This is a genomic window from Enterobacter sp. SST3, assembly GCF_000286655.1.
In the GTDB taxonomy this organism is placed as follows: domain Bacteria; phylum Pseudomonadota; class Gammaproteobacteria; order Enterobacterales; family Enterobacteriaceae; genus Enterobacter; species Enterobacter roggenkampii.
The window spans coordinates 147389-173434 of the sequence record NZ_ALNS01000001.1 but is presented as its reverse complement, the minus strand read 5'-3'; the positions used below and the strand labels follow the sequence as shown (position 1 = coordinate 173434).

Annotated in this window: 22 protein-coding genes; all 22 read right to left on the bottom strand. The window is 46.6% G+C overall.

The genetic code is table 11. From position 1 onward, the window contains the following. Positions 1–2: 2 nt before the first annotated feature. On the bottom strand, positions 3–974 hold the full coding sequence (locus B498_RS20320; RefSeq protein ID WP_008499446.1) for a glycosyltransferase family 2 protein: 972 nt from the start codon (positions 972–974) through the stop codon (positions 3–5). Further along, positions 964–1386 carry a GtrA family protein gene (locus tag B498_RS23485; RefSeq protein ID WP_032622657.1) on the bottom strand — a complete coding sequence of 141 codons (423 nt, stop codon included), beginning with the start codon at positions 1384–1386 and terminating at the stop codon, positions 964–966. The genes B498_RS20320 and B498_RS23485 overlap by 11 nt, the downstream gene beginning before the upstream one ends. Beyond that, positions 1383–2429, bottom strand: a complete 1047-nt coding sequence (locus tag B498_RS20325) for an acyltransferase family protein (RefSeq protein ID WP_008499445.1) — start codon at positions 2427–2429, stop codon at positions 1383–1385. Before B498_RS20325 ends, B498_RS23485 begins: the two co-directional genes overlap by 4 nt. A gap of 115 nt (positions 2430–2544) precedes the next feature. Continuing rightward, positions 2545–4770, bottom strand: a complete 2226-nt coding sequence (locus B498_RS20330; protein WP_008499443.1) for a glycosyltransferase — start codon at positions 4768–4770, stop codon at positions 2545–2547. After that, on the bottom strand, positions 4767–6581 hold the full coding sequence (locus tag B498_RS20335; protein ID WP_032622656.1) for a class I SAM-dependent methyltransferase: 1815 nt from the start codon (positions 6579–6581) through the stop codon (positions 4767–4769). Before B498_RS20335 ends, B498_RS20330 begins: the two co-directional genes overlap by 4 nt. Continuing rightward, positions 6574–7863 carry an ABC transporter ATP-binding protein gene (locus tag B498_RS20340; RefSeq protein WP_008499441.1) on the bottom strand — a complete coding sequence of 430 codons (1290 nt, stop codon included), beginning with the start codon at positions 7861–7863 and terminating at the stop codon, positions 6574–6576. The genes B498_RS20335 and B498_RS20340 overlap by 8 nt, the downstream gene beginning before the upstream one ends. Further along, positions 7853–8662 carry an ABC transporter permease gene (locus B498_RS20345; RefSeq protein ID WP_008499440.1) on the bottom strand — a complete coding sequence of 270 codons (810 nt, stop codon included), beginning with the start codon at positions 8660–8662 and terminating at the stop codon, positions 7853–7855. Before B498_RS20345 ends, B498_RS20340 begins: the two co-directional genes overlap by 11 nt. Positions 8663–8732: 70 nt before the next feature. Next, positions 8733–9659, bottom strand: a complete 927-nt coding sequence (locus B498_RS21920) for a glycosyltransferase family 2 protein (RefSeq protein ID WP_008499439.1) — start codon at positions 9657–9659, stop codon at positions 8733–8735. A gap of 2 nt (positions 9660–9661) precedes the next feature. Then, positions 9662–10210, bottom strand: a complete 549-nt coding sequence (rfbC, locus tag B498_RS20350; RefSeq protein WP_008499438.1) for a dTDP-4-dehydrorhamnose 3,5-epimerase — start codon at positions 10208–10210, stop codon at positions 9662–9664. Positions 10211–10223: 13 nt separating this feature from the next. Then, positions 10224–11114 (bottom strand): dTDP-4-dehydrorhamnose reductase, encoded by an 891-nt coding sequence (rfbD, locus tag B498_RS20355; protein ID WP_008499437.1) that lies wholly within the window; start codon positions 11112–11114, stop codon positions 10224–10226. Positions 11115–11136: 22 nt separating this feature from the next. Further along, positions 11137–12009 carry a glucose-1-phosphate thymidylyltransferase RfbA gene (rfbA, locus tag B498_RS20360; protein ID WP_032622655.1) on the bottom strand — a complete coding sequence of 291 codons (873 nt, stop codon included), beginning with the start codon at positions 12007–12009 and terminating at the stop codon, positions 11137–11139. Positions 12010–12024: 15 nt separating this feature from the next. Next, complete coding sequence (gene rfbB / locus B498_RS20365) at positions 12025–13113, bottom strand: dTDP-glucose 4,6-dehydratase (RefSeq protein WP_032622653.1); 1089 nt, start codon at positions 13111–13113, stop codon at positions 12025–12027. Positions 13114–13512: 399 nt separating this feature from the next. After that, positions 13513–14406 (bottom strand): GalU regulator GalF, encoded by an 894-nt coding sequence (gene galF, locus B498_RS20370; protein WP_008499434.1) that lies wholly within the window; start codon positions 14404–14406, stop codon positions 13513–13515. Positions 14407–14582: 176 nt separating this feature from the next. Beyond that, positions 14583–15974 carry a colanic acid biosynthesis protein WcaM gene (gene wcaM / locus B498_RS20375; protein WP_008499433.1) on the bottom strand — a complete coding sequence of 464 codons (1392 nt, stop codon included), beginning with the start codon at positions 15972–15974 and terminating at the stop codon, positions 14583–14585. 12 nt (positions 15975–15986) lie between these two features. Next, the gene (wcaL, locus tag B498_RS20380) at positions 15987–17207 is read right to left on the bottom strand and encodes a colanic acid biosynthesis glycosyltransferase WcaL (protein ID WP_008499432.1); all 1221 of its coding nucleotides are present in this window, start codon (positions 17205–17207) and stop codon (positions 15987–15989) included. Continuing rightward, positions 17204–18484, bottom strand: a complete 1281-nt coding sequence (gene wcaK / locus B498_RS20385) for a colanic acid biosynthesis pyruvyl transferase WcaK (protein WP_008499431.1) — start codon at positions 18482–18484, stop codon at positions 17204–17206. Before wcaK ends, wcaL begins: the two co-directional genes overlap by 4 nt. 17 nt (positions 18485–18501) lie before the next feature. Next, complete coding sequence (gene wzxC, locus B498_RS20390) at positions 18502–19980, bottom strand: colanic acid undecaprenyl disphosphate flippase WzxC (protein WP_008499430.1); 1479 nt, start codon at positions 19978–19980, stop codon at positions 18502–18504. A gap of 1 nt (position 19981) precedes the next feature. Next, entirely contained in the window at positions 19982–21376 is a 1395-nt protein-coding gene (wcaJ, locus tag B498_RS20395; RefSeq protein WP_008499429.1) for an undecaprenyl-phosphate glucose phosphotransferase, read from the bottom strand. A 46-nt stretch (positions 21377–21422) separates the two neighbouring features. Then, a complete protein-coding gene (gene cpsG, locus B498_RS20400; RefSeq protein WP_032622651.1) occupies positions 21423–22793 on the bottom strand; it encodes a colanic acid biosynthesis phosphomannomutase CpsG in 1371 nt (456 codons plus the stop codon). Between the two features lie 111 nt (positions 22794–22904). Next, entirely contained in the window at positions 22905–24341 is a 1437-nt protein-coding gene (cpsB, locus tag B498_RS20405) for a mannose-1-phosphate guanyltransferase (RefSeq protein WP_008499427.1), read from the bottom strand. Positions 24342–24344: 3 nt separating this feature from the next. Further along, entirely contained in the window at positions 24345–25568 is a 1224-nt protein-coding gene (gene wcaI / locus B498_RS20410) for a colanic acid biosynthesis fucosyltransferase WcaI (RefSeq protein ID WP_008499426.1), read from the bottom strand. Continuing rightward, on the bottom strand, positions 25565–26044 hold the full coding sequence (locus B498_RS20415) for a GDP-mannose mannosyl hydrolase (protein WP_008499425.1): 480 nt from the start codon (positions 26042–26044) through the stop codon (positions 25565–25567). Before B498_RS20415 ends, wcaI begins: the two co-directional genes overlap by 4 nt. Positions 26045–26046 lie beyond the last annotated feature (2 nt).

Below are 26046 nucleotides of genomic sequence, written 5' to 3'. Positions count from 1 at the left end.
TATCACTCCAGACTTTCTGCCAATGGACGTTGTGGTTGCGTATGCATATCATAAGAGAGGAACGATAGAAATAATTGCACACCAATAATTATTGGCATCGATGCAAGCATTACGGTACCGCTCGATGCAACAGTGTCAGAAATTATGGAATTATACCATTCTGAAAGACCGAAAATAATACCAAATGACATCATTAAAATACTTAATGGTAATTGAACGGATGCAACAGAGAAATCTCTCAGATAATATTTATAAAAGATTCTCTTGATTGAGTTTTTAATATGACCTTTCATAAATTTAAAGAGTATATCTGATATTTTTAAGTTTGATATTTCGTCTGCATAAACTGATTTCATTGGAATATCAATCACGACAGCGTTAATGGTACCCAAACGGAAAAGAATATCTGACTCAAAAAAATATCGCTCAGAAATCTTATCGAGATTTAATAGTTTGAGAACATTCAAATTAATTGCTGTATAACCATTAGTAGGGTCGAAGAGATCCCAATAACCGGAAGATATTTTCTGCATGAAAGACAATCCAAGATTACCTAATAATCTTATTTTGGGCATCGACTTAACATCTTCTGGGTTATAAAATCGGTTTCCCTTTGTATAATCAGCTTTATTTGACAATATTGGATCACTAAAATGATGCAATATGCTAGGATCCATCTGATTATCACCATCTATCTTTACTGCACAGTAATGACCATCTAAAATAGCTTGCTTATAACCACTTAAAACAGCAGCACCGACACCTTTGTTGACTTCATGGAAGATCACTTTTACACGCGGATCTAAACAGTTAGCCTGAACATAATTCCCAGACATCTCCGGACAACAGTCATCAACAACATAAATTGCACTTACATTTTGCTCAATACGGTTTATGACATCAAGAATATGCTTTTTAACTTTATAAGTTGGAATTACAACAGCTATAGTTTTTTGTATCACGTTATTTTCCATTATTGAACACCCAGAATTTAGAAATAAAGAAACTTATAACAAACAACAATGTTTCCGTTGCTATTTTGGCTATTAATGTATGCAGCGGCAAAAATGAAATATTAAGAGAAATGAATTTTAAAAAAACCATCAACAAAATATTACTAAGTAGCGTCATGAAAACCCAGAACAATGCAAAACGGAAGTATACTTTTATTAAATAACGAACCTCAAGACACCTTTGATATTTAAATGTATACCGATAATTTAAATAACACCCGAGGCATGCAGCCAATGCACGTGATAAGATATTTGCATAAGTTACTTTGACATCAACCAAAACAAAAAATTGTAATAATGCTGTGTCTACAAAGAACTGAATAACACCAACATTAAAAAAAACAAAAATTCTGTCGAAAGTTTTCAAGTTCATTTATAAAATCTTTTTTCTATGAGCGTGTATGACAAAGCTGAAATACCCAAGATCACTATCAGCGATATTAACTCGGGCCAAAATTGTCCGAGATTGTTTGATGGAAGTGAGTTTTTAATATTCAAAAATATTGGCAAATGATACAAATAAATACTATAACTGATAGTTCCTATATAACAAAAACCGGACCAATGACATAGTTTTACAAAGATATTATTACGTTCAAAAACAATAAAGGAGGCGATAACACTAGCGATACCAACCGCGAGAAAAGTTCTCGAAAAAATGACTGTTGAGGCTGATGTCCAGAACTGAGGGCCTATATGTTTTACGTGAAAAACAAATACTGACACTATCAGCAATCCACTCATAAACAAGAATGTTCCAATATAATTATTTTCAAAGAATTGTCGTTTTGTTGTCCACAATTTCGCCAGAAGGACTCCACAGGCAAATTCATCGAGCATTCCCGGAAGTTGTGTTGTCCATATAAACATCATCATTGGATCTGCTTTAACAATATAAAAACAATAAGCACGCCAGCACCATGAAATGACAAACCACAGCGCAATGTAATAATAAATCTTTTTATCACTTTGTATGATTTTATAACTTAAAGCCATGAGGATGTAAAACATGAATTCAACGCCTAAAGTCCAATAGACGCCATTAATACTGCCATGGAAACGTGCATCAAATGAATGTAAAAAAAGCAGGTGAACAGCAATATGTGTTATACCATTTGTAGTAACTAAAAAATAAGAAGATGCCAACGCCACAAGCACGAGCATCGAAAAATAGTAAGCTGGCGCTATTCTCAAAAAGCGACGTTTGAGGTATTTTAATGTATCCCAGGGCTTCGACTTGATGACACTAATACCTATGAATAACCCACTGAGGACAAAGAAAATATCAACCCCAATCCAACCCCACGTAAACAATCTTGTAATAAAAGATACTTGCAATACCTCCATGTGATAGAGAACGACAAGCATTGCCGCGACGCCACGTAGGACATTCAGGCTGATTAATTTATCTTTCATGAACCCTCAAGACTCAAAATGTTTTATTTTTAACGAAATCATTTATAACAAGCACAAGTTCGCATAAAATTATTTATTATCATAAAAAACAACAGCCTTACGGCTGTTGTCATTTTTATTTTTTATTTATTATTTCATGCATGGGTTTTCTTGAGAGATATCGCTTCAACTTCTTTTGGATGTTAATAGGTATGAATTTCACCAATCTAGCAAGTAATTTTATCCTCATGGACATCCATAATAATAATAATATCCGTTCTTTTATACTTGCCGTTTTTTCCGTATTCTTGTGCAATATTGAGTGATTAATTAAAATCTCCGACAACTGGAGAGCATTATCTCTCTTATCATATTCCATAATATTTTTATTACTCAGCAAAGACAAATACATTTCTGAATAATAGTTTTCAGATACCTCATGAGCTACATGCTTGAAAACATTGCTCATTTTGCAGTCATAAAAGTCAGGCTGTTGCAGCATAAACTCCTCAAACATTGATACTAACTGCTCGACAGAACTATCCCAATCAATAACTTTAGCTAAGTGATTAGCTGTAACCCGCTCGGTGAATGCTCCAATATTAGGAACAATGACTGGATAACCATTTTGAATCGCCAAACTAAGAGTATAACTATATGTTTCAGGCCACAGAGCCGGATACCAAACCACATCAGGCGAGATGTTATTTACCAACTCGATTGCATGTTCTTCATTATAAGGGCCGTGTATAATAACTGAACTATCAAGTTGACGATAAGCATACCCCAAGAGGTAAAATTCAATATTTTTTTTGCGGAGAGCTTTAGCAACTTTTTCTAGATTATCAGCGCCTTTCTCCTTGCTTAACGCACCAATAACAAGGACTTTAAGCTTGTCACTTTGGTTGCATTTTTTTATATTATTAATTTTATTCTTAGCATAAAGCTCATGATCTAGATGGTAAGCGACACGCGACCTTTTTTTGAGCTGTGGCATAAATTGAATAAAACGACTATAACAGTCGATTGATGGAAAAATTACTTCATCAGCTTTATTGAGCCATTCTTGATAACTATTAGATTGTAATAAAAATGATTTTTGTTTATTATTATAATTTTCTACAACTACATTATCACCAATGAACAAGCCATTCTCATCAGTTAATGTTGGGTTAGATGATAATAAGAAATAATCATGAATCGTAATCGCATATTTGACTTGTAATTTATTCGGAAGTTTTAAAATTCTTTCATTGAATCCCAAAGTATGGTGAAAATGTACAAGACTTATGCCAACTCGTTTCAAGAAATCCAGTAGCTTTTGATAATCTTCAACTCCAAAGGAGAATTCATATTTGTTACTATGAGAAGATAAATCGATCCTAATATTGACATCACCATCTGTTGCACCTGGTGTTAAGAGAAGGAAATGCACATTACCTTTGTAAAATTTTGCCATTTCGGCAATATGTTTTTTAACACCGCCACCAAGTTTGTGTGAAACTAATAAAATCGTTGGCAATTGACTTTTGGTAAGCAATGACAAATATGTTTGTATTCTAGAGTAATGCGCAGGATCTTGTTCTATAAAACGCATTACGTCATGAGTATACTGTGGATGCAGCTCATTTAATAACTCCATAGCGCGTTCCTTACGTGGGTTCTGCTCATCGGCAAAACTCACGCCACCTTTATGATACACAAAGGTGTCTAAGGCATGAACATTTTTCCATCCTTTCTTAATCGCACGTTGGCACCAGTCGTTTTCCTCACCATAGCCACGCCCAAAGGTTTCTACATCGAGTAAACCTACATCCTCAATTGCCTCACGCTTCAAATACATACAAAAACCGACACCCGTAGGTACTTCCACATAATTTGCTTTGGAGGAACTATTTGCAACGCTAGAAAATGTTTTATCGATGAGATCTACGGACATTCCTGCAAAGAGCACATTGTCTTCACAGAAATTAGGGAAACTACAAATAGTTGCATTATTTGAGTAAGGCGTTACTGTAGCTATTTTGTCATTTGAATGAGCAATTTTCCGCAATCGCTCTACCCAATCATTTACAACTTCCACATCGCTGTTTAGAAAAATGACATCAGTATCATTATGATAAGTCATCCCTCGATTAGTCGTACCTGTGAAACCTAAATTACTTTCATTTTCTAACAGAATGAAACCATAATTTTTGGCAGTTATTCTTAAGTACTCAGTCAACTCTGGCTCAGGACTGCAGTCGTTAATTAAAATAACATTGACGAGATCTTTATCGATACTGCTATGAACAGTTTCAATTGCCGCGACCGTCTCATCCATTCCTCTGTAAATAGGAATGACTATATCGATTTTTCTCATTTTAAGATATTCCTAGCTTTTTTTGTTACTTTAATAACGGCTCTTGCCAAGATAGATTTTCTTATTTCTAAAAGCTCATTTTTGAAATAATCCCTCTCTTCAGCAAGTTTTTCTAAGAGGTCATGATGTTCATTAATTACAGCTGCATCTAATGCTATCTTATTACGTAACTCATTAATTATCTGAAGATGCTTAGGATGCAGCTCCATCACCCGTTCAGGTATTTTACATATTAATGACGAAAATTGAACATCTGAGCCATTAATTTTATTTAAAAAACCTCTTTCTTTTTTCTGAACATTAGAAAGAAGATTGGCATCAAAATCAATATTGATACTTTTCAAAAGTGCACTTGCTATTTCAGCAGGAGATATCTCTAAAGGATGAATTGTTTTGAGATTAACAAGACTCCAATAGACACCTCGGTAAGCCATCCAGGCGAGGGATACACGTTCATTAATACACCACTCTTGATCAAATATGAAAACACTGTCGCTCAAAAATTTCACATTAAATGGAGTGAGATCGATTAAATTGCCTGGTATTGTATTATTTTCATCCGCTTTTGTGAGTAGAAGATTGAACCAGTGTTTGTAATAAATCATGAAGGAATCTAAATTTTTATATATATTCCATTCTTGCTCTAATTCATTCTGTAGACTTTTACCTGAAACATACTCTTGTTCAAGATCAAGAAGTACAATGTCATTCTGTGGTTTACATTTATTTATCTTACTTTTAGATACAGTAATACTTTGACCGTCATGATTAAATCTTGTCTCTGTAACAAATGCGCTATTGCGATGGCAATTATAATACGATGCAATGATATTCTTCTGAAATATAGTATCATTACTTTTTCCACCGCTGATATCACTATATTCGGCAACTATTAAAAATGAGTTAGACAAATCTTGTGCGATATCATTTTTGCATAGCTCAGGCCATACTAATGATTCTTCAAAAACACGCCCAGTTCTGCCAGAATAATCCCTTGATTGTATAGAACTCAGCAGTTCTTGAGAGATATTTGCTTCATTAAAGCTTTCGTCATCAAGTATAAGTACTGGTAATTTATAATCAGGAAATGGATAAAAGAACTTTGTGCTCAAAAAACCATTAGCATTAAGTAATTGTTTAATTTCTTTTTTGCCAAATGTAATAGGTGAAACTTTTTTATACCTATTTTCAATACTAAGATTTATTTCATCAAGATGGTCTTCTGCACATCCATTGAAATATTTCAGCCCCAATTTGTTCTCTATCGCAACAACAAGTTTTCCAGATGGCTTAAGGTATTTTTTAGCTATTTCGAGGTAACTCTGAATAGGATCACTGGCAGATGAAAATAAAGGTGCATATTCTAGAACTCCAATGAATAAAACCCAGTCATATTTTTTCTCACTTTCATATTCAAGAAAATTATCTACATGGATTTTTACGTTTTCTAATTCGCGACAACGCTCTCCAGCAATTCTAGCGCGAGAGGAAGTCCCCTCAATAGAATCAACTATCGCGCCAATCTCGCCTAAATATCTGGTCATGGCCCCGCATCCACAACCTAATTCCAGGACATCTTCTCCAGCCTGAATATTCAAGGGGCGAAGCAAACAATGACGCTGCCTTGAGAAATGATATTCAGTTGGCCAATCAGTGATTTTTTGCGCAAGCTCATTTGACCAAACACTCTTATCATTGAGATTAAGAACTATTTCATAAAGTCTATTTTCAGTATCCGAGCCATCAGAGTAATTGATAGATGACGAGTCATTTTTCTCATAGAAATTATATTTTTTGTTTTTTTTATACATTGAGCTCACTCGCTTCAACTCCTCTCAGTAAATCTACAACACCATAAGATTTAGTTTTCGATTCGACTCTAATATTTATTGCATCATAGCGACGTTCTATTGGAACAATTTCATCGTTTATCTCAGTAACAACACCAAGAGAAATCACATAGTCACCAGTACAGAGTTCTGGTTTCAATCTAAATGCACATTGGATAATTTGCCCTGCACTCACACTCTTAAGAGATGCATCATCAACCGATGCACGGGTGTTGGTACCAAAAATAGTAATTCCATCTACGGATTTAAGTGTAAAGCCTATAATAACGTTTAAGAAGCTTTCAAAAAATTCGACTTCAAAACAAAATACCAGATCAGCATGATTATCGAATATAATAGGGTTTCTTTTTTCGCCCTGCTGTATATCAAAGTTAATTATCTGTGCTTGCCTATTACCCCATCGATGCTCATGATTATTATAATAAATAGCATCTGATAACTCTCGTCTTTCAAAACTAGTGCCTAATGCTTTAAGCTTTGTCGGTTCTTCGTTTTTCCCAAAAAGGAGTTCCAAATATTTGTTTGCAATAATACTTGACTCCCCTATTGCCAGCATCTCACCCTGCTCAATCAACACAGCGCGGTCGCAGTGCCTCGTAACCTGTTCCGTCGAATGTGTTACAAGGAGAACAGTTGTTCCTTTAGATTTAAGTTCATTGATTCGCCTAAAACATTTTGACTGGAACCGAACATCGCCAACAGCAAGGGCCTCATCAATAATTAAAATGTCCGGATCAACAGAAGAAGCAATTGCAAAAGCCAGGCGCATAAACATTCCGCTTGAGTAGTTTTTAACTGGCTGCTCAATAAAGTCGCCAATGTCCGCAAAATCGAGAATGCTATCGAACCTTTCTTCTAGTTCTTTTTTAGTTAAACCTAAAATGGCGGCGTTAATATAAACATTTTCCCTGCCGGTGAATTCAGGATTAAAGCCAGCCCCTAGCTCCAACAATGCAGATAGTCGTCCATGAACTTCTATTTTTCCGGATGTGGGAGTAAGTGTTCCACAGATAATTTGCAACAATGTAGACTTACCTGCGCCATTACGGCCAAGAATGCCAATTGATTCCCCTCGTTGTGCCTCAAAAGAAATACCTTTAAGAGCATGAAATTTTTTGACAGTAGAGGAATCTTTGAGCCCAAATACATCGCGAGAAAATTTCGCAAGTTTTTGGAACTGATTTTTGTAAATATTATACGATTTGCAAACATTATCAATTTTTAAAGTTGTTCTATATAACATCAGCAAACCCTTTTTTTGTTCTATCAAAAATAATTAGCCCCAGAGCAGCAATTGCAAATGTACTAACTAATGATATTATATAATGAAGATAATTGGGATGGTTGCCATAAATTAGGACATTTCGAAATTCTTCGATGAAGTATGTCAGCGGATTTAAATATATGATTGTCTGAAGTCTTTCAGGTAGCATTGAAACTGGATACAAAATTGGTGAAGCAAACATTAGCATTGCTGTCAATATACCCGTAAGGTGAATAACATCCTTAAAATAGACACCAATAGCTGAAATAATCCAACTGATACCCGCGAGTAAAAAAATAAATGGTATAATCAGAGGGAACAAATACAATATATTAAGTGATATACTGTGAGTTATAATTACTTTCGCTATTACAAGCAAAACAAATCCAATACCAGCCTGAAACGTCGCACTTCCTACAATTACCCAAATTAATGACTCAAGAGGAAACACGACCTTTTTAACATAATTTGAATTATTTTGCATGAGTCCCGGCGTTCGATTCAAACATTCAGCTAATTGCGCATGAAGTATCATGCCAGTGTATAAAATTAACGCATACATGTCTCGTGGTAATTCTTCACCTTTTCCCCAGCGAGCCTGAAATACATATGAAAACACAAATGTATAAAGAGCAAGCATTATCAATGGAGTAATAACAGACCATGCGAGTCCAACTGTTGACCCCCTGTATCGCTGTAAAATATCACGTTTTGTTAGCTGATAGATTAAATTATAATTAGCAAATAAGCTTTTATATAACTTATTGAAAATCGACATTAATTTTTCTCTTTGCTTAAAGATTTATCCCACAAGCACAACATCAAAAATCAGAATTGCTCATAAAACACTATATTTTTTTTAATAACAGCGCCACATAAAAAGCAATACTTTCTAAAACACTTTGTCTGTATAAGCCAACACTGTGAGCATTTACCATTCTGCTAATAAAAGATGCCGTTCTTATATAATTAAATTTATCAATTAATATTTTGCTTTCTTCTGTAAGATGCCCATTTAATGCCTTCAAAAGTAAAATGTTTTTATCTATGCTTGGCCGCAAACTACCAGAGAAAAGTAATTTAAACCTTAATATTCTTGCTGACAGTAACCTGTTAGCACCAACTATATTTCCAGAATGTTGTCGATATTTTACTGTCGAAGTTGAATCATAGTAGACGTAACCACCACATGCACAGACACATTGATATATCCACCAATCATGTGATGGAACTAGTATACTTTCAGGAACCTTAGTTATAATTTTTCTTGCCGCGTGATTTATCAGCATGGTATTACCGCCAGCAATGCTTTGGATTAGCGCATTTTTAAGTGTGGCAGCTTTACTGAAATTGTATGAATAACCAATTGTAATATCTTGTTCATCGATTAACTCAGTTCTCGAGCAGTATAATGCAGGAGTCTGTGACTTGCTACTGAGGGCCGATAGACTTCTTTCTAATTTATCCGAATTCCAAATGTCATCCTGATCGCAAAAAGCATAGTAATCAGAAAAAATACAGTGGTTGTATATTAAGGAAAGAAAGTTTCTTGCAAAACCCTGGCCGGGTCCATCTAGTATGACCAAACGGTTTTTTCCTAATTTTTTCTGGTAATGCCTCAGAATTTCTATTGTTCTGTCGCTGGAACCATCGTCAGAAACGTAAATATCCCAGTGTGTATAAGTCTGGTTTATTATTGAATCTAACTGTTTTTTTAAAAATTCTTGTCCATTATACGTGCAAAGTAAAATGGTAACTTTCGGCTGATGTGTCATTATCAACAATAAATATCTGCTTTTTTTAACGTTACGGCACAAGCATCTTTTTGAGAAAGCTGAATATTATCTACTAATGGCCATTTAATACCAATATCAGAATCATTCCAGATGATGCTTCTTTCAGAGGTTGGACAATAATAATTGGTGGTTTTATAAACAAACTGTGCTTTTTCACTTAATGTTAAGAATCCATGAGCAAAACCTTCAGGGATCCACAATTGCTTTTTGTTATCTTCACTCAAGATAATTCCGACCCACTTTCCAAATGTTGGAGAGTCCTTGCGTATATCGACTGCAACATCAAAAACTTCACCTTCAATGCAACGCACCAGTTTACCTTGTGCATTCGGTTCAAGTTGATAGTGTAAGCCTCGCAAGACGCCGCGCTGTGACTGGGAATGGTTGTCCTGAACAAAATCAATATTGGAACCAACAGCTTCATCAAAAATTTTCTTATTGAAGCTTTCAAAAAAGTAACCTCGAGCATCACCAAATACTTTAGGTTCGATAATCAATACATCGGGAATTTCTGTTTTAATAATATTCATATATGCACTCGAATTATTTACCAAGAGTTTCTTTTACTACACGCACAACGCCTGTCTTCCAGTCCGGTAATGATACATTAAATACCTGCTCAAACTTACGGTTGCAAAGACGTGAGTTTAATGGCCTTTTCGCAGGAGTAACATATGAAGATGTTGATACACCGTTAACCTTTTTAACATTCAAACTTTCGCCATTATATTCAGCTGTTTCAAAAATAAGATTGGCAAAATGGTACCATGTGGTTTCACCGCTTGCGACTAAATGATAAATTCCATAATTGGCATTTTCTGACATAACTTTGTGGATAGCTAATGACGTACAATCCGCAATGAGTTCAGCTCCTGTAGGAGCCCCAAACTGATCGTTGATTATTGAAAGTTCTTCTTTTTCACCAGCTAGACGCAGCATTGTTTTTATAAAATTTGCACCACGTGTTGCGTAAACCCAACTTGTTCGAAAAATCAGATGCCTAGGATTATTATTAATAATGGCCAGTTCACCTGATAATTTCGTTTCTCCATAAACATTTAGTGGTCCAGTTTTTTCATCCTCACGTCGAAAATGCGAACCACTTCCATCAAAAACATAATCTGTGGAGTAATGAACTAATAGTGCATTAATATTTGCCGTTTCTTTAGCAATTATATCAACAGCATCGGCGTTCAAAGACTGGGCTAATCCAACGTCGCTCTCTGCTTTATCTACTGCAGTATGAGCTGCAGCATTGACGACAACATCCGGTTGAACTCGGCGAATCGTTTCTGCTATTCCTGAAAGGTTTGTCAGATCTCCACAAAGCTCATTATCAAAATAATCAATTGCTATCAGCTCACCCAGAAAACATAGCGAACGTTGAAGTTCCCAACCAACCTGCCCATTCTTCCCAATCAATAAAATTTTCATTTTCTGTTCCATAAACGCCCGATCAAAGTTCTTCATTAATGAGCATTCTTAAATATCGTCCATATTCATTTTTAGCCATTTTATTTGCCTGTTCCTGAAGCTGTTCACGTGAAAGCCAACCTTTACGGAATGCAATTTCCTCTAGACAAGCCACTTTCATTCCCTGACGTTTTTCTATTGTATGAATAAATTGGGAAGCTTCCACTAGACTGTCATGTGTACCAGTATCAAGCCAGGCAAACCCTCTCCCTAACAACTCTACTTGCAGGTTACCTTGTTCAAGATACATCTGATTGAGTGTTGTGATCTCGAGCTCCCCTCTTTCAGAGGGTTTAACCTGCTTGGCCATTTCCACAACATGATTATCGTAAAAATAAAGTCCTGTCACGGCCCAATTTGATTTTGGTTTTACTGGTTTCTCTTCAATTGAAAGTGCTTTGTAGTTTTCATCAAACTCTACAACACCGAAACGTTCTGGATCTTGTACCTGGTACCCAAATACCATGGCACCGCCTAAGAGCTGTGCGGCAGTTTCCAGTTTTTTACCAAAGCTTTGACCGAAGTAAATATTATCACCAAGTACAAGGGCACATGGTTCATTATTAATAAACTGCTCACCAATAATGAATGCCTGCGCCAGGCCATCCGGAGAAGGTTGAACGGCGTAAGACAAGCTGATGCCAAATTGCGACCCGTCGCCCAGTAGACGTTTGAATGAAGGCATATCTTCCGGAGTAGTGATTACCAAAATCTCACGGATACCTGCCAACATCAGGACAGAAATAGGATAGAAAATCATTGGTTTATCATAAACAGGAAGCAACTGTTTAGATACACCTTGCGTAATAGGATAAAGACGCGTTCCGGAACCACCCGCGAGCACAATACCTTTCATCATATTTATCCTTTATTATTCCGCCAGTCCAAGACGTTCGCCCGCATAGGAGCCATCCATAACGCGCTTCCACCAGCTTTCGTTATTTAAATACCACTCGACCGTTTTACGGATACCGGACTCAAATGTCTCCTGAGGTACCCATCCCAGATCGTTTTTAATTTTGCTGGCATCGATGGCATATCGCAGGTCGTGTCCAGGGCGGTCGGTTACATAGGTAATCAGATCGGCGAAGTGAGTAATGCCTGTAGGCTTAGCGGCTATAATTTCATCCAGAATGGTGCAGATTGTCTTAACGACCTCAATGTTTTTACGCTCGTTGTGTCCACCGATATTGTAAGTTTCCCCCACAGCACCTTCAGTCACTACTTTGTATAACGCACGCGCATGATCTTCAACAAACAGCCAGTCGCGAATCTGCTCGCCGTTACCGTACACCGGAAGCGGTTTGCCTGCCAGTGCGTTGAGGATGATGAGTGGGATCAGTTTTTCCGGGAAATGGTAAGGACCGTAGTTATTTGAGCAGTTAGTTACCAGAGTAGGTAACCCATAGGTTCGACTCCATGCGCGGACTAAATGGTCACTGGATGCTTTCGAAGAGGAATAAGGACTGCTGGGGGAATAAGGTGTTGCCTCAGTAAACAGTGGTAGAGAGCTTCCGGCTGGTACCTCATCAGGATGCGGCAAATCACCATACACTTCGTCGGTTGAGATATGGTGGAAACGGAACGCATCTTTGCGGACATCATCCAGCTGTGACCAGTACTTTCGTGCCGCTTCAAGCAGAACATAGGTACCAATAATATTGGTTTCGATAAATGCCGCTGGACCAGTGATTGAACGGTCAACATGACTTTCTGCCGCAAGATGCATGATAGCATCAGGTTGGTGCTCAGCAAAAATACGCGCCATGGCATTTCCATCACAGATGTCTGCTCGTTCGAATGCATAACGCGGATCATTTGCAATGTCTACTAGCGATTCGAGGTTACCAGCGTAGGTCAACTTGTCTACGTTAACCACAGAATCTTCAGTATTATTAATGATATAACGAACTACTGCAGATCCAATAAAACCTGCACCACCAGTGACAAGTATTTTCACAAGACTATTCCGTATTGCGTTGTAATGTTTAGATTTAAACTTAAATCATAGAGCCGAACTGGCGTACGCAGAAAATAAAACACGCTACCGCCCCTGGCTCTACAGCTACCAGTATACTGAAAACAATGACAGTGTTTTTTAGCCCTCCAGCCACAGCTGGCGAGCTATTTTAAGGGGGTTGGCACAAAATGCTAATCGACTATTCTCCCCTTTAACGGCGCTGAAAACAAGGAAAAATCTCAGCGTAAAATAGGGAGTCAAAACTGCTCGCCGCTTTTTTATTGCTTGATTTTAATACAAAAAAAAAGGTAGTGAAGATAATTTATTAAGCTGTAAACAGCTCGGAATTATCCTCGGCTACCTGTGTATTGTTACGACCGAAACGACCGGTTCGTCGGCTTACTGACTAAGAAGTTGCTCGATTTTCTTACGGAACTTCGCCCCTTCCTTCAGGTTGCGCAGCCCATAGTTCACGAACGCCTGCATATAGCCCATTTTCTTACCGCAGTCATAGCTCTCACCGGTCATCAGCATCGCATCGACAGACTGCTTCTTCGCCAGCTCGGCAATCGCATCGGTGAGCTGGATACGATCCCAGGCGCCTGGCTCGGTTTTTTCCAGTTCCGCCCAGATATCGGCATTCAGAACATAACGCCCCACTGCCATCAGGTCAGAATCCAGCGTCTGCGGCTGATCCGGTTTTTCGATGAACTCAACGATGCGGCTAACCTGCCCTTCCGTCTCCAGCGCTTCTTTCGTCTGAATTACGGAGTACTCGGAGAGGTCGCCTTTCATGCGCTTCGCCAGCACCTGGCTACGGCCCGTTTCGTTGAAACGTGCCACCATTGCCGCCAGGTTGTATCGCAGCGGATCGGCAGACGCGTTATCAATAATGATATCCGGCAGCACAACGATGAACGGGTTATCACCCACCACCGGACGGGCACAAAGGATCGAGTGTCCCAGACCCAGCGGCTGCGCCTGACGCACGTTCATGATGGTCACGCCCGGCGGACAAATAGACTGCACTTCCGCCAGCAGCTGACGCTTAACGCGCTGCTCAAGCAACGCTTCGAGTTCGTAAGAGGTGTCGAAGTGGTTTTCTACCGCATTCTTGGATGAGTGCGTAACCAGGACGATTTCTTTGATCCCTGCAGCAACAATCTCGTCGACAATGTACTGAATCATTGGCTTGTCGACGATCGGCAGCATCTCTTTAGGAATGGCTTTTGTGGCGGGCAGCATATGCATGCCCAGGCCTGCTACCGGAATGACTGCTTTCAAATTAATCATTATTTCTTCCACCTTAAAATGGTTGACGAATTATAGCTCTTAAACCTGTTTTCGCCAGCATGATTTGCCGTAATCCTGAAGCAATGTTACGCCTTAGCATCACATATTTCTGTAGTTGTAATCTGATTCGATCGCGCTTATATGCCAGGAATCGTCTTAAAACAGATTATTGTCGATTATCTGTGCGGCAGCGCAAAGTTCAGTCTTTCCACATTCACCACCTGCTGGTCGACCCGGTCAATATCCACCGAGCTTTGCCCCTTCTCGTTCACAGCTTTGATGTTCGCCAGCGAAAGCAGCGTCTCGTCTTTCGCCATGAATTTTCCTCGCACATCCTTGCGCAGGTCGAAGTTAATCTTCAGGGCAGGCCCCACGGCAGCTTCCTGCATCACATTGATATTACGTAAGAAAAGATGCTGCGGCTTGTTGTGCAGTTCCAGCGTTGCGCGCTGCATTTCCACATTAGTAATCGCCACAAACGACGTCGCATTACCGGATGAAATCTGTATTCCGCGCAATTTATAGGCGAGCTGGCGGTTATCGAGATGAATATTATTGAGCTTGAAGTTCTGCGGGATGGACAAATAATCGCCTTTTATGACCCCATAGCCGATTAACATTCCCGCGCTGTTGACCATGTCGACATTATCAATAATGAAATTATCACAGCCATAAATCGCCACCGTGGCGTTGTCTATTCCCGCCTTTTTACTGAAGTCTGGGGTGATATTTTTGGCCTTAATATTGCGGATAACAAAGTGCTTCCCGTTTTCCACATGCACCAGCTGACGACAGTTGCTGCCGGTGATGTTGGCCACCACGAAGTTCTTAACGGTTTGCTTTTCCGGGTAGTCGTTGTCGTAGGTGCTCCCGGCAAGGCCAATGCCGATGCCCCAGTTGATCTTGCCGTTGGTGCAGTTGATGTTGTCGATGACATGATCGGAGATCAGGATATTGCGATCGTTGATGGCGACGTTCCATTCGATCGCATCGCCCTGCAGATGGCTAAATTTGCTGTTGGTGATGCGGGCGCCGTCCACCTGGTTGTGGAAACCCTGGCGCAGGATGGCGTAGTTGGCCTGACTCACGCTGATGTTATCAATCACCAGATTGCGCATCACGCTCGGTTTCTTACCGCCGATGTAGATTTGCGTCACAGGGCCAAAACCGCTCATGGCCAGCCCTTTGATGACGCAGTTAGAGCCGCGAACGTCGAGCGTAATGTTCTCCGTGCGGCCAGCGCCTTCGCCTACCACTTTGCTGCCTTCCTGCAGAACAAAGCGGCCGCGGCCATTGCCGGTTAACGCCCCGCGGATCAGCAGCGTTTTACCGTCGGGAATGAAAATACCCGTGTTGATGTTTTCACAGGTCAGCCCGGCAGGGACAACGACCGTGTCCCCGTCATTAAACGCCTGCTTAAAGGCCGCGATCCAGTCGTTGTTATTGTACTGTTTAACAGGGACCGTTCTTCCACTCGCCGCCCGCGCAATGCGGGACGACAGCAGCGGCGTAGCTGCCAGAACGGACAGAGACGAGACAAAGGTGCGTCGGGTAATCTTTTTCAGCATACATCCTCGGCGTTACAACGTTTGCAGCAGGCTGGCTAACTGACGGTTAATCACCTGCTGGTTAAAATCGGCTTCAACTTTTTGTCGGGCATTATGGAGCACGGGCTCCAGCGCCTGCTGGTCGATATCGCTGAAGGCAGCTAAGCGATCGGCGAGCGCCATGGCATTATTCTCCGGCACCAGCCAGCCGGAATGGTCAGACTTAATCAGCTCCGGGATCCCGCTGTGAATGGTCGAGACCACCGGTATCCCGACGGCCATCGCCTCCATCAGCGCCACCGGAATGCCCTCCATATCGCCATCGGCTCCCGTTACGGAAGGCAGCAGGAACACATCTGCCTCATCGAGCATCGCCTTGACCTCGTGGCTCGGCTTGAAGCCCGGCATCTCTACGACATCTTCCAGCTGATACTGTTCGATCAGCGTGCGCAGACGACGCTCCCACGGCCCAATCCCGAGAATGCGGTAGTGGAAATCCACCCCGCGCGCTTTCAGCTGGCGGCAGGCTTCAATCGCCACATGCAGGCCTTTCTTCTCGGTCAGACGCGCGACGGAGATGATCTGCAGCGGCTTGCCCGGCACCTTCACCGGACGGCGGGTAAAGCGCGTTAAATCCACGCCCATGCGCGACACGGCAATTTTCTCTCCCGGGCAGCCCATGCTTTTCAGGCGTCCGGCCCACAGTTCGCTGATGGGCAGCATCATGTCGCCGCGGCGGAAAAGCTGCTGGTACTCCGGCGTATAATGGTTCAGCACTTCACGGCTGGAGATGTCGATACCGTGGAAAATGGTCGCAATTTTACCGTCAATCACGCCCAGTTCGCGTAACTTCGCGGCGGTCACGCCTGCCGGGCCAAAGTGGGCGATAAACACGTCAGCACGATACGGCTGCGCCGTTTGCCCGCAGATGGCCGAGAGAATTAAATTGCGTGATTCCGACCCATAGCGGGAAACGTTCAGCGCCCGCCACGTCGACGCGCGATGGATCCCACGTAAGGTCTGGCTGGCGCGGTGGCGCAGCTTGCTCAGCTTCCCGGACGGCTCGTCCTGCAGCCAGCGGGTTTTTGCCTCCAGCCCATACTGGGTATACGCCGCATGGGTGTTTTGGGTATCGCCCTTTTGCAGGGCGATAATCTCCACGTCATATCCCATATCGATAAACGCGGTGATTTGGTTCAGAACAAACGTTTCGGACGACAGTGGAAATTTCAGTAAGAAGAAACCAACCTTCATTTCCCCTCCCGTACGCGATCGAGCACCGATTTCACCATCCCAATGCCCTTCTCGCGCTCGGCTTTCACCGCCACCGCCAGACGTTCATTGATCGCAGGCAGTTGGCCAAGCGTGTCCCCCACCATGGCGCCGAGCGATCCGTCCAGCAGATGACGAATATCCACCGCCATTTCCGGCATACCGAGCTGCTGCATAATCCCGGCGGACTTGTGCTCGTAGTTAATAGCGATGGCTGGCGTGCCAAAGTTCATGGAGATAATGGCCGAGTGCAGTCGGGTGCCCACGGTCAGGTCGCAGGCGGAGAGCAGTTTGCCCATCTCCAGGTCGTTCAGCTCGTCCATCACCACGTGATAGCGGGACGGATCGTTCACCAGGTTGCGCAGGTTGAGAGCCACCATGCGGTCATCTTTGTTGTAGCTGTCGATACCGGTACAGGTGGATAGCGCCAGCACCTGGTACCCGCTGTCCAGCACGCGGTTCACCACGTCGGCGAACGCTTGCTCATACGCCGCCTGCGTCGTGCCTAAACGTTTATCGAATGGCGCCAGCTCGCGCAGGGTGATCGCGACGGTTTTCTGTTTCGCCGTAACGCCGAGCCAGTGCTGCACCGCGTAGCTCGGCTGGAAGCTGTCGTCCTGGTGATCCACCAGCCAGGCGGTATCCACGCCGTGCTCAACTTTCGACGTGTCAATCTCGCTGCGCTTCATCATGTCAAGGCTGACCGACTCACGCAGGATCAGGGCATCGCAGTGGCCAAACACATAGTTCGCCAGCTGGTTAAACTGCGGATCCTGGAAAGGCCCGACGCTGTGGCCGATCATAAACAGCGGCTTTTTCGCCATGAACGTACAAAGCGCATGCTCAAACTGCGGCACGCCGTAGAGATCGACGAAGAACGAACCGCCGACCTGAATAATGGCGTCATAGCCGGAGAGCAGACGGACAAAATCCGTAAAGCCCTGGGCAATGGCGATATTGCGCAGCTTGCCGGTATCGGTCACCCGGGAAAGCAGCACCTGATGCTGGTAGCGACGACGCAGCACTTTTTTCACGCGCCCCATTACGCCCGCGGCGTTGTTGTGCTGTTTCATCTGGCTGTAAAGCGGGTCGCCCATTACCGGGCGGTTCAGTAACCAGGATGAGCTGACTGGATAACGGCTCATCACGTCCACTTCGGTCTCAGGCTTAAGGGTGTTAATTGCATCCAGTAAACCGCGCAGGATGGCGCTGTCGCCACGGTTGCCGCAGGTATGGTTGCCAAGAATTAATAATTTCATAATGGCCTCTTAAATAACTAGCCTGCGCGAAGCAGCGTTTTCATTTTTTCGTTACGGCAAAACTGGCGCTTCATCTCAACGACCAGCGCATTGCGCGACAGCACAATCATCACGCCAAATGCCAGCGCCCCCGCGGCAACCTGCACCGCCAGCAGCGCGGCCAGCGGAAGATGCCCGCTGAGGATAATGCCCAGGCCGTAGCTCACCGCCAGGGTCGGCAATGAGAGATAGAACGGCAGCCACAGGCTCAGGATGTACTGACGGTAGCTGGAGCCCAGCACCGGTTTAATCATGATGAAGTAGCTCAGGACGGTATTGACGATCTGCACCAGCAGGAAGCCCAGCGTCACGCCAATAGCGCCCGCCATGTGTCCGCCGACGATAATTGCCGGAATAAACAGGAAGGTTTTGAATACGTTGAACTTAAAGCTGATGTCCACGCGCGCTTTTGCCATCAGCAGGGACCCAATCGGGTTTCCCACGGAGCGCAGCAGCCCCACCACGCACAGCATCTGCAGGATCGGGATGATGCCGTTCCATTTCTCACCAAACACCAGCGGTACGAAGTTGCTGGACACCACCATCAGCCCCAGCAGCACCGGGAAGTTGATGATCCCCACCACCGAAAGCAGCTTGTAAAAGTTAATGCGCAGCTTTTCGGTGTCGTCCTGAATCTTGGCAAACGCCGGGAACAGCACGCGGGTGATTATTGGGTTCAGCTTCATCGGCGGCACCACCGCGACGTTGTAGGCCAGGTTGTAGCCCCCCGCCACGCTCGCGCCCAGAATGCGTGCCAGCACCAGCGTCGAGAGGTTGGTGTTCACGTAGTTGATAATGCTGTCCGCCGTCAGCCACGCGCCAAAGCGCAGGTTGGACGAGACGGACGCAAGAGAGAAATGCAGTCCCGGGCGGTAAATTTTACGCCCAAAGTAGCCGAACAGCAGCGTACGCACGGCAGAGTTCACCAGGTAACCGAGGATGGCGGTCATCGCCAGCGGCCAGAAATGGGCGCTCACGACGGTAAAGGTAAAGCCCGCCAGCACGGCGCTGGTCTCGATCATGCCGATCTTGTTGAACTCCAGCTCTTTCTGCATCAGCGCGCGGAACTGCTGCCCGTGGGGGATCACCACGAACGCAAACGACAGCGTACGCATCAGCGGGGCGAGATCCGGGTTGTGCAGCACGCTGGCGATGGTATCGCTCAGCAGGAACACCAGCACAAACACGAAAATCCCCAGCCCCACGTTCAGCCAGTAGAGCGTGGTCAGCTCAAGATGGCTGATCTCTTTGCGCTGGATAATCGAGTTGGCGATACCAAAGTCAGACAGCGTATCGGCCAGCGCAATGATCACCAGCGAGACGGTCAGCAGGCCGAACTGGTGATTATCGATAATGCGCGCCAGCACCGTCATCTGCACCAGGCCGAGGCCAATGATGACGATGGTCGCCATCGCTGACCACTTGGCGCCGCTGATGGTTTTTTCACGTAAGCTCATCTTAGTACGCCGCTTTGTTCACGAAACCTTTGAAGATGGTCAGAAAAACAATCTTGATATCGAACCAGAGGCTCCACTCGCGGATGTACTCCAGATCGAACTCGATGCGTTTTTCCATTTTTTCCAGCGTGTCGGTTTCGCCGCGCCAGCCGTTGATTTGCGCCCAGCCGGTGATGCCCGGCTTCACCTTATGGCGCAGCATGTAGCCTTCAATCAGCGAGCGGTACTGCTCGTTATGCGCCACCGCGTGCGGACGCGGGCCAACAATCGACATCCCGCCGGTAAAGACGTTGATAAATTGCGGCAGCTCGTCCAGCGAGGTGCGGCGCAGGAAGTTCCCCACGCGGGTGACGCGCGGATCGTTCTGCGTGGCCTGAGTCACCACCTTGTCGTTCTCCATCACCTTCATGGAGCGGAATTTCCACACCATAATCGGCTTACCGTCCATGCCGTAGCGGGTCTGACGGAAGATAACCGGTCCTGGCGAGCTCAGCTTCACCGCGAGGGCAATGCAGCACAGCACCGGGGAGATGAGCAGCAAAATCAGCGAAGAGAGCACGATATCTTCCAGACGCTTCAGCACGCGGTTAATACCGGACAGCGGCGTGTCGTACAACGGTACGACCGGCACCCCGTTCACCTCTTCAATACGGGAGTGAAGAATGTTGAAGGTAAACACGTCCGGGATCAGGATCACTGAACAGGTGGTATCCGCCAGCTCGCGCATCAGCTGCTTAATGCGGGATTCGTCTTTCATCTGCATGGCGATGTAGACGTTGTGAATTTTGCCGGCTTTGGCATCGTCAATCAGCTGATCGTAGTTGCCCGCCCAGTCGGCAGGCACGCCGCCAGGCTTTGCGTCGTGATAAATCCCGACCACTTCAAAGCCTAACCACGGCTCTTTGCGGAAGCTGTCGAGCAGCACTTTCCCAACCGGCAGATCGCCTGCCACCGCCACGAAGCGACGGTTATAGCCCCGGTTGCGCAGCCAACCCGCGCCAAAGCGGATCAGGGAACGGCACACCACCATGCCGACGCTGGTCAACAGATACCAGCTCAGATAGGTCACGAGGCGATTATCAAAATCATGGCTAAATGCCACCAGGCCTGCGCTGAAGATCAGGCTCAGGGTCCAGTTCTGCAGCAGCAGCATCAGTTCAGTGGTCATTTTGACGCCGCGCCACGAGCGGTAGAAATCGGTCATACCGCCGATCATTTGAAACACGACCAGCGCAATCAGGGCCATCAGCAGATGCATATATAAGAACGGCAGCCCGCTGATCCGACACACCGCCCACAATCCACCGACCATGATGGTGATATCAGAAAAACGCTGCACCATAGAGATTAACGATGCATTCGTTCTCGCTCGTTCGCGTTTTTTTAGATTCGTCATCGTTGTTCCTGTATTCGGTTCCCCCTCCCACCGGGAGGGGCAGTTATTACTGATTCAACAGCGCCAGAATGTCCTTCGTTCGGGCTTCCATGAGCGCGGTGTCAGCGCGGGACTCCACGTTCAGGCGCACCACCGGCTCGGTATTGGACGAGCGCAGGTTAAAGCGCCACTGCGGGAACGCCATGCTGATGCCGTCGGTACGGTCAATTTCCAGCGCGTGGATGGCAAAGTGCTGCTCCACGCGGGCAATCGCCTCGGCAGGCTGTGCCAGCTTGCTGTTGATCTCTCCGCTCGCCGGGAACGCCGCCATACGGTCGCGCACCAGCTCGCCCAGGGTTTTCCCCTTCAGGCACAGCAGTTCAGTCACCAGCAGCCACGGGATCATCCCGCTGTCGCAGTAGGCAAAGTCACGGAAGTAGTGGTGGGCGCTCATCTCGCCGCCGTAGATGGCGTCTTCTTCGCGCATGCGCTCTTTGATGAAGGCGTGACCGGTTTTGGACATCACCGGCGTGCCGCCTGCGGCAGAAACCACGTCGACGGTGTTCCAGGAGAGGCGCGGGTCATGAATGATCTTCGCGCCAGGGTTTTTCTCGAGGAACGCTTCCGCCAGCAGGCCGACAATGTAGTAGCCCTCGATGAACTGCCCTTTCTCGTCGAACAGGAAGCAGCGGTCAAAATCGCCGTCAAAGGCGATACCCATGTCCGCGCCGTGTTCAATCACCGCGTTGCGGGTGTCGTCACGGCACTCCGGCAGCAGCGGGTTAGGAATGCCGTTCGGGAAGTTGCCGTCCGGGGTGTTGTGCACTTTGACGAAGGTCACCGGCACGTTCAGTGCTTTAAAGCGCGCTTCAAGGGCATCGACCACCGGGCCAGCCGCGCCGTTGCCGGAGTTAATCACCAGCTTCAGCGGCTTCAGGTTTGCCACGTTGATGTAGCCCAGCAGGTGGTCGATGTACTCTTTCTGCAGGTTGATTTTTTTGTAGCTGCCGCGCTTCGCCTCGTTCACCGGCGGGAAATCGTTGGCTTCCGCCAGACGCTGCACGTCGCGCAGGCCGGTGTCGCCGCTGATAGGACGGGCGCCCTTGCGCACCAGCTTCATGCCGTTGTAATCCATCGGATTGTGGCTGGCCGTCACTTCAATACCGCCGTCCACGCCCAGGTGGAAGGTGGCAAAGTAAATCTCTTCGGTTCCGGAAAGACCGATGTCCAGCACGTCCACGCCCGCGTCCTGCAGCCCTTTCGCCAGCGCCAGCTTGAGGGATTCACTGGTCAGACGCACGTCACCGCCCAGCACGATGGTCTGCGGTTTTAAGTATTCGCCGTACGCGCGGCCAATGCGCCACGCAATGTCTTCATTCAGCTCTTCGCCCAGCTTGCCGCGAATATCGTAGGCTTTAAAACAGGTTAATTTATCCATGATGACCCCTTTTTCAGGCAACAGTCGGTCCTGACCACTAAATGGCCAAATTAATTTTTTTGTCATTCGTAGGCCCGGTAAGCGCAGCGCCACCGGGCATGATGCAGAGAGCTACACTCGCCCGTAGCGGTCCTGGAAGCGCACGATATCGTCCTCTTCCAGATACGAGCCGGAGCGCACCTCAATTAAGTCGAGAGGAATTTTCCCCGGGTTCTCCAGACAGTGCGTCGCCCCCAGCGGAATATAGATGGACTCGTTTTCGCCCAGCAGTTTCACTTCACCGTCGATGGTGACTTTGGCGGTACCCGCGACCACCACCCAGTGCTCGGCGCGGTGATGGTGCATCTGCACCGACAGCCCCTCGCCCGGCTTCACGGTGATGCGTTTCACCTGATAGCGGTCACCGGCGTCAATGGAGTCATATTTGCCCCACGGACGGTAGACTTCGCGATGAATATGGTGCTCGTGACGGCCATCCGCCTTGATCTTCTCCACCACTTTTTTAACGTCCTGCACGGCGTTACGGTCGGCAATCAGCACGGCGTCTTTGGTCTGGACCACAACAAGATCTTTTACCCCAACCGTGGTGACCAGGCCGGACTCGGCGTAGACGTAGCTGTTTTCCGTTTTGTGGCTAATGACATCGCCGTGATGGACGTTACCCTCCGGGGTATGGGCGCTGATCTCCCACAGGGAGGACCAGGATCCAACATCGCTCCAGCCCGCATCCATCGGTACCACGACGGCGTCAGCCGTGCGTTCCATTACCGCATAGTCAATGGACTCTTCCGGACAGGCGAGGAAGGCCTCTTCATCCACGCGGATGAAGTCGAGATCCGGATCCACCACCGCCATCGCTTTCTCGCAGGCGCTCAGAATATCCGGGCGATATTTGCGCAGCTCTTCCAGATAGCGTCCGGCGCGGAACAGGAACATCCCGCTGTTCCAGTAATATTCCCCGCTGGCGACATACGCCTGCGCGGTTTCCAGATTCGGTTTTTCAACGAACTGCGCCACGTCAAACGCCACGCTGTCGCCTTCACCCGGCGTCACGTTGCCGCGACGGATGTAGCCGTAGCCGGTTTCCGGCAGATCCGGCACGATACCGAAGGTCACCAGCTTGCCGCGCTCAGCGTAAGGAATGGCCGCACGCACCGCGTCGCGGAAGGCCTCTTCCTGCTGGATCACGTGGTCTGCCGCCAGCACCAGCATCAGCGGGTCACAGTCCGGGCTGCTGCGTTTTGCCGCCAGCGCCGCCAGGGCGATAGCCGGTGCGGTATTGCGTCCGGCAGGCTCCAGGATGATATTTTCTGTGAGTTTGTTCAGCTGGCGCAGCTGCTCGGCAACAATAAAGCGGTGCTGTTCGTTACAGATCACCACCGGGCTTTCACACTCCACGCCGTGGAGACGGTTTACCGTCGTCTGCAGCATGGTGAGATCCCCTTTCAGGCAGAGGAACTGTTTTGGATAGAGCACGCGGGACAGCGGCCACAACCGGCTACCAGAGCCACCAGCCATCACAACCGGATACAAAGTGGTTTGACTCATGATTTATCCCCGTATATCTGCAATAAATTGGCTCAGCACGTTCTCTTTCTCGAGCGTGCGTTCGGCATATTCACGTGCCACCGTGTTCACTTTTGGCATGGCAAGTGCCTGTTCAATGCCGGTGACCAGCGCCGGAACCGATTCCGGCTCTACGCACACCGCAATCCCCGGATAGCTGTCACATAGCTGGCCTAATTCAGTTTCGGCTTCGGCCGTAATCACCGCGTTACCGCCCACGGCCAGAATGTTGGTCAGCTTGGACGGCAGCACCGCATCCGCCGCGCCGCGCTTTTGCACCACCAGATGGCAGTCGCCCATCTTCAGCAGCGCAGGCAATGCCTCGTAAGACTGAAGCGGGAAGAATTTCACGTTGGTCAGGCCGCGAACGCTTACCATTTTTTCCAGCCGCGCTTTTCCACCGCCCTGCCCGACAATCACAAACATCCATGGATGTTCGTTCAGCAGTTGAGCCGCCTCGATCACGCTCTCCAGCCCCTGCTTTTCGCCGATATTGCCTGAGTAAAGAATGATTTTTTGATCTTCAGGCAAACCGAGCTGCCCGCGCAGCGCCTGAGCGTCTTGCTCAGTCACGTCGCGAAAACGCGCCACTTCGGACCAGTTCGGGAAGAAGATCACCTTCTCCGCCGGGACACCTTTCTCCTGCGCTTTGTTCATCATGGAGCGCGAGATCGTTGAGACGTAGTCCACGTTGTGTAAGCCACTGCGCTCAAACGCGCTGGCGAGCTTCGCCACCTTGCCGCCTTTGCTTTTGCCTGCCATCCCCAGGCCCAGCATGGCGTCCACTTCATAATCCTGAATGTGCAGCAGGGTGCGCGCGCCGGAGAGTTTGCCCAGCAGGCGCATGCCCGGCGTGCAAAACAGCGTCGGCACCACGCCGATAATGCGATCCGGCTTCCAGCGACGCTGCGCCATCAGCGGGAAGAAGCTGCTCAGGGCAAAGCTGCCGAGATGAATCAAGCGCTTCAGCGTCGAGGGCTGCTTAGGCACATACAGCGGGCAGCGCCAGACGGTCGCTGCCCCCTCTTCGCGACGGTAGCGCCAGCTTGAGTAGCGCTCCCCCACTTTCCACTCCGGGTAGTACGGCGGCGCGGTAATGACCCGCACGTCATGTCCCTGGCTCGCCATCCACTCGACCATCTCGCCGGTGTATTTTCCGATGCCGGTTAATTCCGGCGAGTAGTTGATTCCGTATACGAGGATCTTCATAAGCCCGGCACCCCGGACTGACGTTCAGCGAGGAAATAGGCACGGCTGTTGTCATGCACATTGTCGCTCGCCAGCAGCGCCTCTGGCGTCTGCCAGCGGTAGTCGTCATGCTGAGAATCAGGCAGACGCAGGTCTGCCTCACTCACCTTCAGGCGGAACCCCAGCACGATGTAGTGCGTGGAGAACCCGGTACCCGAAAAGTTATCGTCATAGAAGTGCTGCCAGACCCCGTAAAACTGGCCCGCTGCCATCGGCAACTGCAGGCCCAGTTCCGCCAGAGTGAGACGCTCAAACGCATCGGTCAGCGTCTCATCCTTTTGCACGCGCCCGCCGGGCACGAACCAGAAGCCCTGTGCAGGACGGTTGGTTCGTTTCCCCAGCAAGAACTCGCCGCGTTCGTTCTCCACGATCAAATCAATTGAGATGAGCGGAGTGGAACGCACTACCGTGGCAAAATCTTCCTGACTTAAAAACATCG

Excerpts from the sequence above, each read along its gene's own strand:
- B498_RS20320 (WP_008499446.1), bottom strand. The coding sequence starts at position 974 with ATGGAAAATAACGTGATACAAAAAACTATAGCTGTTGTAATTCCAACT.
- B498_RS23485 (WP_032622657.1), bottom strand. The coding sequence starts at position 1,386 with ATGAACTTGAAAACTTTCGACAGAATTTTTGTTTTTTTTAATGTTGGT.
- B498_RS20325 (WP_008499445.1), bottom strand. The coding sequence starts at position 2,429 with ATGAAAGATAAATTAATCAGCCTGAATGTCCTACGTGGCGTCGCGGCA.
- B498_RS20330 (WP_008499443.1), bottom strand. The coding sequence starts at position 4,770 with ATGAGAAAAATCGATATAGTCATTCCTATTTACAGAGGAATGGATGAG.
- B498_RS20335 (WP_032622656.1), bottom strand. The coding sequence starts at position 6,581 with ATGTATAAAAAAAACAAAAAATATAATTTCTATGAGAAAAATGACTCG.
- B498_RS20340 (WP_008499441.1), bottom strand. The coding sequence starts at position 7,863 with ATGTTATATAGAACAACTTTAAAAATTGATAATGTTTGCAAATCGTAT.
- B498_RS20345 (WP_008499440.1), bottom strand. The coding sequence starts at position 8,662 with ATGTCGATTTTCAATAAGTTATATAAAAGCTTATTTGCTAATTATAAT.
- B498_RS21920 (WP_008499439.1), bottom strand. The coding sequence starts at position 9,659 with ATGACACATCAGCCGAAAGTTACCATTTTACTTTGCACGTATAATGGA.
- rfbC (WP_008499438.1), bottom strand. The coding sequence starts at position 10,210 with ATGAATATTATTAAAACAGAAATTCCCGATGTATTGATTATCGAACCT.
- rfbD (WP_008499437.1), bottom strand. The coding sequence starts at position 11,114 with ATGAAAATTTTATTGATTGGGAAGAATGGGCAGGTTGGTTGGGAACTT.
- rfbA (WP_032622655.1), bottom strand. The coding sequence starts at position 12,009 with ATGAAAGGTATTGTGCTCGCGGGTGGTTCCGGAACGCGTCTTTATCCT.
- galF (WP_008499434.1), bottom strand. The coding sequence starts at position 14,406 with ATGATTAATTTGAAAGCAGTCATTCCGGTAGCAGGCCTGGGCATGCAT.
- wcaM (WP_008499433.1), bottom strand. The coding sequence starts at position 15,974 with ATGCTGAAAAAGATTACCCGACGCACCTTTGTCTCGTCTCTGTCCGTT.
- wcaL (WP_008499432.1), bottom strand. The coding sequence starts at position 17,207 with ATGAAGGTTGGTTTCTTCTTACTGAAATTTCCACTGTCGTCCGAAACG.
- wcaK (WP_008499431.1), bottom strand. The coding sequence starts at position 18,484 with ATGAAATTATTAATTCTTGGCAACCATACCTGCGGCAACCGTGGCGAC.
- wzxC (WP_008499430.1), bottom strand. The coding sequence starts at position 19,980 with ATGAGCTTACGTGAAAAAACCATCAGCGGCGCCAAGTGGTCAGCGATG.
- wcaJ (WP_008499429.1), bottom strand. The coding sequence starts at position 21,376 with ATGACGAATCTAAAAAAACGCGAACGAGCGAGAACGAATGCATCGTTA.
- cpsG (WP_032622651.1), bottom strand. The coding sequence starts at position 22,793 with ATGGATAAATTAACCTGTTTTAAAGCCTACGATATTCGCGGCAAGCTG.
- cpsB (WP_008499427.1), bottom strand. The coding sequence starts at position 24,341 with ATGAGTCAAACCACTTTGTATCCGGTTGTGATGGCTGGTGGCTCTGGT.
- wcaI (WP_008499426.1), bottom strand. The coding sequence starts at position 25,568 with ATGAAGATCCTCGTATACGGAATCAACTACTCGCCGGAATTAACCGGC.
- B498_RS20415 (WP_008499425.1), bottom strand. The coding sequence starts at position 26,044 with ATGTTTTTAAGTCAGGAAGATTTTGCCACGGTAGTGCGTTCCACTCCG.